Source organism: Sandaracinaceae bacterium, from assembly GCA_016706685.1.
Taxonomy (GTDB): Bacteria; Myxococcota_A; Polyangia; order Polyangiales; family Houyiibacteriaceae; genus JADJJE01.
Window position 1 is genome coordinate 180,662 of the sequence record JADJJE010000056.1, and the last position, 7,284, is coordinate 187,945.

A 7,284-nucleotide genomic window follows, 5' to 3' on the forward strand; every position below is an offset into this window, starting at 1 on the left:
CTCGAGGTCGTGCCGACACGAGCCGCCGTTCGCGACCTGCCCCTGGTACACGCTGTTGCAGGCGCGACGCACGCTCTCGGTGCCATACTGGCACGTCGCCTCGGTCGCGCGGAGGCAGGCCGCGGCGCCTTCCGCGCTGTAGACCACTGTCCCCTCCTCGACGCGGCGCAGGATGCGTAGATCTACGACGCTCGTCTGGCTCGTCGCGCCATAGGCGCACCCGTCCTGGTCGTTGTGCTCAGCGCGGTCATATGCTCCGGAGCCGTCAGCGAACGCGCATTCGACCGCCCCTCGGCAAAGTGCGCGGCGCAACGCGTCGGGGTACTGCTCCATCGACACCGGCGACTCCGCCGCGCTGCTGCACCCTGCGAACACGAGAAGCGCCGCCACCAGCCCAGACCACGAACGCGTTCTCGGAGCGCACATACATACCTCTGTCGAGGGCCGCCACCCAGCGGCCAAGCCAGCGCACCCCATCGAAGGTACACGTGGCGCACTAGACTGTCGACCAAGTGATCGATGCTGTGGATTGAGCTTGGCTAGCTCGGGTTGGTCAGCGACCGAGCGAGCTCCGAGAGCGCGCGATGCCCGTCGCGAAACACCGGCCACCCGTCACCCACGAGGACGGCCTCGATGGTGTCCAGCGCCGCGAGTCGGCGCACCGACTCGATGGCCCGCGCACGGTCGACCAGCTTCGCGTCCGGCAACAGGGTGAGCGCCCCGGCTCGATGGGCGCGGATGAGGTCGCCCGTGATCAGCGTGGTGCCGTCGACCAAGAGCGCGAGCTCTCCCGGCGTCTTGCTGCCGTGCAGCTCCATGGCGACCATGCCGGGGACCACCTCGTCCCCCTCGCCGATGAAGCGCTCGCACCGAATGGGGAAGGTCTCGGCCTCCGCGCGCGGACCCACCAGCGGCGCGTTCGTGCGGGCCGCGAGCTCTTGCGCCGCGCGCGTGTGATCGCTGTTGGTCACGACCACCGCAGCCACAGGGCCGAGAGCAGCGAGGTGCGCGAGGTCGTGGGCGGACATCGGCATGGGGTCGACGAGGACCACCCCTTCGGCGCGGACGATGGCGTACCCGTGGAAGTCGATGTTGCGCGCTTCGTCGAAACACGACCACGAGAACATGGTGGGTTGATGCAGGGTCTTCATGGGGGTGCCGCTAGCGCGTCAGGGGCTGACCCGCACCTCGACGCTGGACGTGACCCCGTCGACCGTCATGGCGATGACGTACGTCCCCGGCGCCGGGAACAAGCTCTCGCCCATCGCCCGCTCGTCGAACGCGCTCTCGCCCGGAGGCAGCGCGCTCCAGCGGTTCTCGCGGGCCCCGTTCCCGAACGCCAGGTCCAGCGACATGGAGTCCTCCCCGTTCAGCGTGAATGACGCCATCGCGTGCATGGCGTCGAGCGGCTCGCTGGCCTCGTTCGTCACGGTGCGGCGGAGGCGAAAGGTCGCGCGCTGCGCCATGGTCAGCTGGGCGGGGTGCGCGGTGATCATCCAGCGCAGCCCGCTCGCACTCGCCGGTGGATCTGCCTCCACCGTGCGCTCCTGAACTCCGGACGCCTCTTGGGGCTCGGCGGGGGTGCCAGCGCAGCCGCTCAGCAGGAAGACGAGGGAGAACGTGGCGAGTGCGCGCATGGGCCATGGTACCACCCGCGCCCCGCGAAGCTTTGCTACCAGCGGATCACGGCGACACGACGGGCCGAACATGGCTCACGGCGCGCAAGCCCCGCGATGTTCGAGCGTCTGCTGCGCCGCTCGGACCAGGCACGGGTTGTCGTACGTCACCCCATCGCACGCGCAGACCGGCTCGCTCACGGCGTCGCAGCTGGTGGGGATGGGGACGCAGGTGCCGTGTTGATCCGTGACCGGGTCACACGGGTCGAAGGCGCCGCGGAAGCGGCAGTACTCACCCTCGTCGCACAGCACGTGCCAGACGGTCCCGCAGAGCGAGCAGGCGCTGTGGGCGGCTTCGCAGTCTTCGTCGTTCGCGAACAGATCCCCACACACATCTCCGCTGCAAGAGCAGCCGGACAGCGACCGGCAGTCGACTCCGTTCCACCAGTAACCCAGGATGGCGTCGCAGTCGCCAACCGCAGCGTCGCTCACGTCCATGGCGGGGGCACAATCGAGCGGTGCGCAGTCGAACTCGTCTGCGATGGGGCAGCCGTCGTACACATCGGAGACGCACACGTCCGACTCCCCCGGGCAGGTGGCGCAGCAGTGCTCGTCCGCGTCACACGTCGTGCCGCCGCACGCCTCTTCGCCAGCGTCCGCTCCGGCATCGTCCACAGCTTCGCCGGCATCGCCAGCATCAGGCCCGGCGTCGTCTGGCGGGGCGGCGCTGTCCACCTGCGCGTCGGCGCCGAGGTCCGCTCCTTCCGGTGCGCCACCGCCGCAGCCGCACACGGCCAGCGCAAGAAAGAGCATCACCCCCACGTTCCTCGGCATGCCCTCACGGTATGTGCCACGGGCCCCTGTGGCAAGGGTGGCCCACCGCGGGCGGGCTGCTACGTCAGGGCTCCACCCACAAGAGCAGCGCGCGGCTCGCGGCGAGGTCCACGGTGGCTTCGTCGGCCCGCGGCAGGCGCACGCGCCTTCCGTCCACCGGGTCCAGCAAGCTCGCGCGGCGGCCGGGAACGCGGATGTCGAGCGTGGCGCGGCAGCTGGCCGGGTGCTCGTTGAACAGCAGGAAGAGGTGCCCCTCGGCCAGCTCGCGGTGAGCCGTGGACACGGTGGTGCAGTCGCCGCTGCGCACGCTCAGCAGGGGCAGCACGCCCTCGGCAGCCAGCGCCGCCGCGAGCTCGTCGTTCGCGTCCACCACCTGCGCCGCAGCGCGAACGGCTGCGGCATCCGCTGCGATCTGAGCATCGCGCGCGGCGGCATCGACCAAACCGCGGGCACGTCCGGGCAGCTCGCCCAGCACCACCACCGGCACGCCCGCCGCCAAGAGCTGCACCACGGCGGCCAGCTCGTCGGGGTGGGCCACGTGCCAGTCGGTGAGGATCAGCGCCCGGTACGACGCAGCCCCCACCACCAGCTGCCCACCCTCGGCGCGCGCGCCCGCCAGCATGCTCGGGCTGATGCGGTCATAGGGGTAGCCCGCCCGTCGCAGCGCGAGGCTCGTGTCGCTCTCGCCCTGCTCGGCGCGCAGGCGCCCCACGCGGATGGACGCGGCGTCGGGGACCTCGCGCTCGGGGAGCAGCCACGCCACCTGCGAGCGGTCGACGCCGCGCGTCATGGCGTACGACAGGCGCGTGAGCGCGCGGTTGAACTCCGGGAGGAACGCCCAGTCGGGCTCGCCCACGCGGACGTCGCTGGTGATGGGAATCGGGCCCGCGCTGACCACCCCGCTCGCGGGGTCCGGGGCGAACGGGTACCAGCGCGCGCCGTTGCTGCGCGTGTAGGGATACGCCGCGCCGTGGAACACCAGCCGGTTGATGCCCGCGATGTACGCACGCCCCGCCAGCATCCAGAGCTCGTCCTGCGAGAGCGGCGAGGGGCTCGGGTTGATGACCACGAAGCTCTCGGAGCTCACCACGCGGCGCCCCGCCACGTGCGCGGCCGACCCCGCCAGCTCGAGGAAGTCCATGATGCCCACGGCAAACAGCCCCTCCGACTCGGGCACGTCGGCCAGCGCGTAGGCGTCGAGCACGTGCGCGTAGCCGCCGTGGGCCTGCATGCGGAGCGCGACGCCGCGCTCGCTCGCGAACTCCGCCACGGGCTCGATGAAGCCCTCCGTGAAGAGCCGCGCGCGCACGTCCTCGTAGTCCTCGCGGGCGCGCTCGCCGCGGCCGGACTGGCTGGCAAAGGCCGGTGGCCCTGCGCCGCGCAGGATGTCCACGTACTTCGACTCGCCTCCCTCGCGGAAGAGGAAGGGCAGCTCGGCGGTGAGCGCGTAGCCGGTGTCGCTCGCGAAGCGCGCGGCGAAGGGAGCCGACCAGGGCAGCTCGCCCACGAACTCGAAGCTGTCCACGAAGACCTCGTCCGGCGCGAGCGGCGCGAGCGCGTCCAGCCACGGCGCGCTCTGCTCGGCCAGCAGCCGCTCGGCGCCACGCGGGTCGAGGTGGTCGATGACGTGAGCGTCCTCGACAGCGCCTGGGAACGCGGCGCCTGCCACCACGTGATCGACCGTGTGCTCGTACACGAACAGCAGCGCGTGCGCCCCGGCGGGCACGCTGTGCTGGAGGCTGCCGGCGACCACCGACGACGTCACGTCCACGGGGACACCCAGCACCGGCGGCGTGGCGGCCGCGTCCACGATGGGGACCAGCTGGACGGACAGCAGCGTGGCCTCCGGGTCGAACGCACCCGTGACGGGGAAGAACCCGTTGCTCCCCGCCACCCAGCTGGGCTCGCTGGGCGTGGGGATGGCGATGTCCACGTCCAGCGGCCCAGTCACGTCCATCCGCTCGTACAGCAGCTCGCGCGGGCGGACGTCCGTGCTGAAGACGCCGCCCGAAGGCCACCCGCTGCCGAGCGTGAGCGTGGTGCTCAGCTGGCGCTCGTCGGCCGCACGCAAGAACGCCCCCACGTGCTCGAGGTACTCCGCGCTGCCCACCGTGCGCACGCGCGGGTCTGCGTCGACGTCAGCCTGCGACATGCCGAACAGCAGCGTCTGCAGCTCGACCCCCGCGAAGCCCACGTCGGCCAGGCGCGCCACCTCGGCCTCGATCGTGGCGTCGTCCACCGAGCCACCCGGCCACCACCAGCGCACGTGCGGGCCCAGCTCCGCGGGAGGCGTTCGGAACAGGGACTCGTCGAAGCGCTCGTCGCTCGGGTCCGGCGGGCTGTCCGAGCACGCCACGAGCAGCGCGGAGCAAACCGCGACGGCGCTCAGCAGACGGAGCGAGTGCGACGTCGGTGGTGCGCCTCGGCGCGGGGTGCGCTGCTGGTCGAGGGAGACGGTAGCGCGCCGACCGCGGTGGCGCGTGGGGGACGGGAGGGGGGTCATGCGACCGAGATCATGCCGGACAGTCCCGGCGGGCGGAACGACTCAGGCGGGCCTCGAATGGAACCCTGGTGGCACTCCTCCGAAACGGCACGCTCCATGATTCGCGACGGCGATCAGCGTATCTTGCCGTGATGCGACCGCCGCGCCCAACGCTGATCCTCGCCGCAGCAGCCGTCATGGCCGCCTCGCTCGGCTCCGTCGCCCACGCCGACGCCCCTCCGCGCCTCGTCGCGCTCGACGCGAACGGCGGGTGCGTGGTCCTCGGCGACTCGGACGTTCGGTGCTTCGGCCTGAGCCCGGTCTCGGTGCAAGGCGCGGGCATGGCGCGCATCGTGGGCATCCCCGCGCGCGTGGAGTCGATCGTCGCCACGGGGGGCCTCGGGTGCGTCCTCACGGCAGGGCACGAGCTCTTTTGTTTCGGTGAGCGGCACCGAGACGAACTCGATGACGAGCTCCCGCGGCTCCGCGCCGCCTGCGAGCGCGACACGGACTACAGCCGCATCGAGCAATGCACCGCCGCCGTCGACGCCCTCGCCGAGGCGGCACCATTCACCGCACGTCGCATCGCCGGCGACGTGGCCGGGGTGGCGTTGGCCATCGACGCGATCTGCCACATCGAGCAACGCTCCGGCGTGGTGCGCTGCCGCTCGCTCGCGGAGCGCGGCGAGCCCGTGAGCCCGATCGCGCACGTGAGCTGGAACGCACGCGCCAACGGCCGCGCCGTCCGAGTCGCGATCGGCGACACGCACGCGTGCGCCACGAACGAAGCCGGCCAGGTGCACTGCTGGGGCAACCCGGAGCACGCCGGTGTGGGTCGCGCGGGCTCGGCGCGAAGCCTGCGCCGCCCCGTCCGCGTCGACGGGATCGAAGGCGCGACGGATGTCGCGTGCAGCGTGACGGGTGGCTGTGCCCGGACCAGCGCGGGCACGCTTCGATGCTGGGGCGAGGCGTCTCGCTCCGACTACGTGGCCGCGGCCGGCGGCGACGGCATGTTGGACGTCGCGGCCATCGCTGGCACGTGGACGCACCTGTGCGCTTCGCGGTCCGACGGACGCGTCTTCTGCTGGGGGCCGAACACGCAGGGTGAGCTCGGCGTCGGCGACCTCGTCGCGCATGCGTCCCCCGTCGAGGTCCCGGCGCTCCGCGGTGCGACGGCACTCGCAGTCGACCTCCATGGGACGTGCGGCGTGGTTGGCGCCGAGGTCCGCTGCGCGGGCAACGCGCGGCACCGGCGCTTCGGCTCGTATGCCGACCTCGAGTACCCTTCGTTTCTCCCGATGCTCGAGTCGAACGGCGTGCCCGCGCGCGCCCGCTCCTTTGGCGTTGGGCTGAGCACGTCCTGTCTTCGGGGCGACGACGGCCGGTGGCGCTGCACCGCCATCCATCCACCCACGGGCAGCGTGGTGCTGGCGCCCGCGTTCGAAGGGGCGACGGACGTCGAGACGGTGCGCGGAGGGTGCATCTTGCGGTCGAACGGCGAAGCGCGCTGTGGGACCCGGTCCATCAGCGACGTCGCCTGGGTCACGTCCGCGGGAGGCCCCTTCACCGTGCGCCTGCGCGACGGACGCATCCTCAGCGGGCAAGACCCGTCGCGCGAGCCGAGCGTCATCGACCTCGGCATCCCCGATGCGCGCGAGCTGGTCGCGCTCGACGACCTGGTGTGCGGCCTCGACCGCAACGGCGGCGTCCGCTGCGCCACGGCAGCAGCGCCGTCCTTCGTGCCCGGCGCCTTCGAAGGTGGCGGCTTCGAGCGACTCGTCGGCGGCGGGAGGCGCGTGTGCGCTCGGACGGGAAGCGCCGCGCATCGGTGCGCCCCGCAGGACGGCCTGCGAACCCGCCATCGAGGCGGCGCCACCGAGGTCGGTCCGGCGAACACCGCAGGGTTCAGCGTCTTCTTCGACTCGTTCTGCGCCCTCGATGCGAGCCGCACCCTGACCTGCCGGCGGGGTTCGGCCACCGCCACACTCACCCAAGTCACGGCCTTCGAGAGCGTCGGCGTGCACACCTGCGCGCGGCGCGTCGACGGAAGCATCCACTGCCGCAGCGACGACAACGCCCCCTGGGCGACAGGCGCGATCCGCTACCTGTTCACCACGCCCCGCCCGATGGAGATCCGGTAGGAGCAGGCGTCAGGCGCGCACCAAGACGAAGGGCGACCCGTCACGGGAATCGCCCTTGAATCAGCACGTGGTGGCGAGACGGACTCGAACCGGGCCTCCCGAAGAAAGCGGATTTTTGAATCCACCGCGTCTGCCATTCCGCCACTCGGCCAGGAGAGGCGGGTGTCTAACGCGACCCGCCGGTGCCGTCAATCCCCACACGGCTGGTGGG

At 71.9% G+C, this 7,284-nt stretch carries 5 protein-coding genes; 1 reads left to right on the forward strand and 4 read right to left on the reverse strand.

The genetic code is table 11. The annotated features are described in order from the left end of the window. Positions 1–539: 539 nt before the first annotated feature. The 4 genes from IPI43_33420 to IPI43_33435 form a co-directional block, all read right to left on the reverse strand. Positions 540–1,151 (reverse strand): MBL fold metallo-hydrolase, encoded by a 612-nt coding sequence (locus tag IPI43_33420; protein MBK7778962.1) that lies wholly within the window; start codon positions 1,149–1,151, stop codon positions 540–542. A gap of 18 nt (positions 1,152–1,169) precedes the next feature. Then, entirely contained in the window at positions 1,170–1,637 is a 468-nt protein-coding gene (locus IPI43_33425; protein MBK7778963.1) for a hypothetical protein, read from the reverse strand. Between the two features lie 75 nt (positions 1,638–1,712). Beyond that, positions 1,713–2,450 (reverse strand): hypothetical protein, encoded by a 738-nt coding sequence (locus IPI43_33430; GenBank protein ID MBK7778964.1) that lies wholly within the window; start codon positions 2,448–2,450, stop codon positions 1,713–1,715. Positions 2,451–2,514: 64 nt separating this feature from the next. Beyond that, positions 2,515–4,953, reverse strand: coding sequence for a hypothetical protein (locus IPI43_33435; protein MBK7778965.1), 2,439 nt, complete (start codon positions 4,951–4,953; stop codon positions 2,515–2,517). A gap of 131 nt (positions 4,954–5,084) precedes the next feature. Between IPI43_33435 and IPI43_33440 the strand changes: the two genes are divergently transcribed. After that, positions 5,085–7,073 carry a hypothetical protein gene (locus IPI43_33440; GenBank protein ID MBK7778966.1) on the forward strand — a complete coding sequence of 663 codons (1,989 nt, stop codon included), beginning with the start codon at positions 5,085–5,087 and terminating at the stop codon, positions 7,071–7,073. Positions 7,074–7,284 lie beyond the last annotated feature (211 nt).

Coding starts and splice junctions, on each gene's coding strand:
- IPI43_33420 (MBK7778962.1), bottom strand. CDS start 1,151: ATGAAGACCCTGCATCAACCCACCATGTTCTCGTGGTCGTGTTTCGAC.
- IPI43_33425 (MBK7778963.1), bottom strand. CDS start 1,637: ATGCGCGCACTCGCCACGTTCTCCCTCGTCTTCCTGCTGAGCGGCTGC.
- IPI43_33430 (MBK7778964.1), bottom strand. CDS start 2,450: ATGCCGAGGAACGTGGGGGTGATGCTCTTTCTTGCGCTGGCCGTGTGC.
- IPI43_33435 (MBK7778965.1), bottom strand. CDS start 4,953: ATGACCCCCCTCCCGTCCCCCACGCGCCACCGCGGTCGGCGCGCTACC.
- IPI43_33440 (MBK7778966.1), top strand. CDS start 5,085: ATGCGACCGCCGCGCCCAACGCTGATCCTCGCCGCAGCAGCCGTCATG.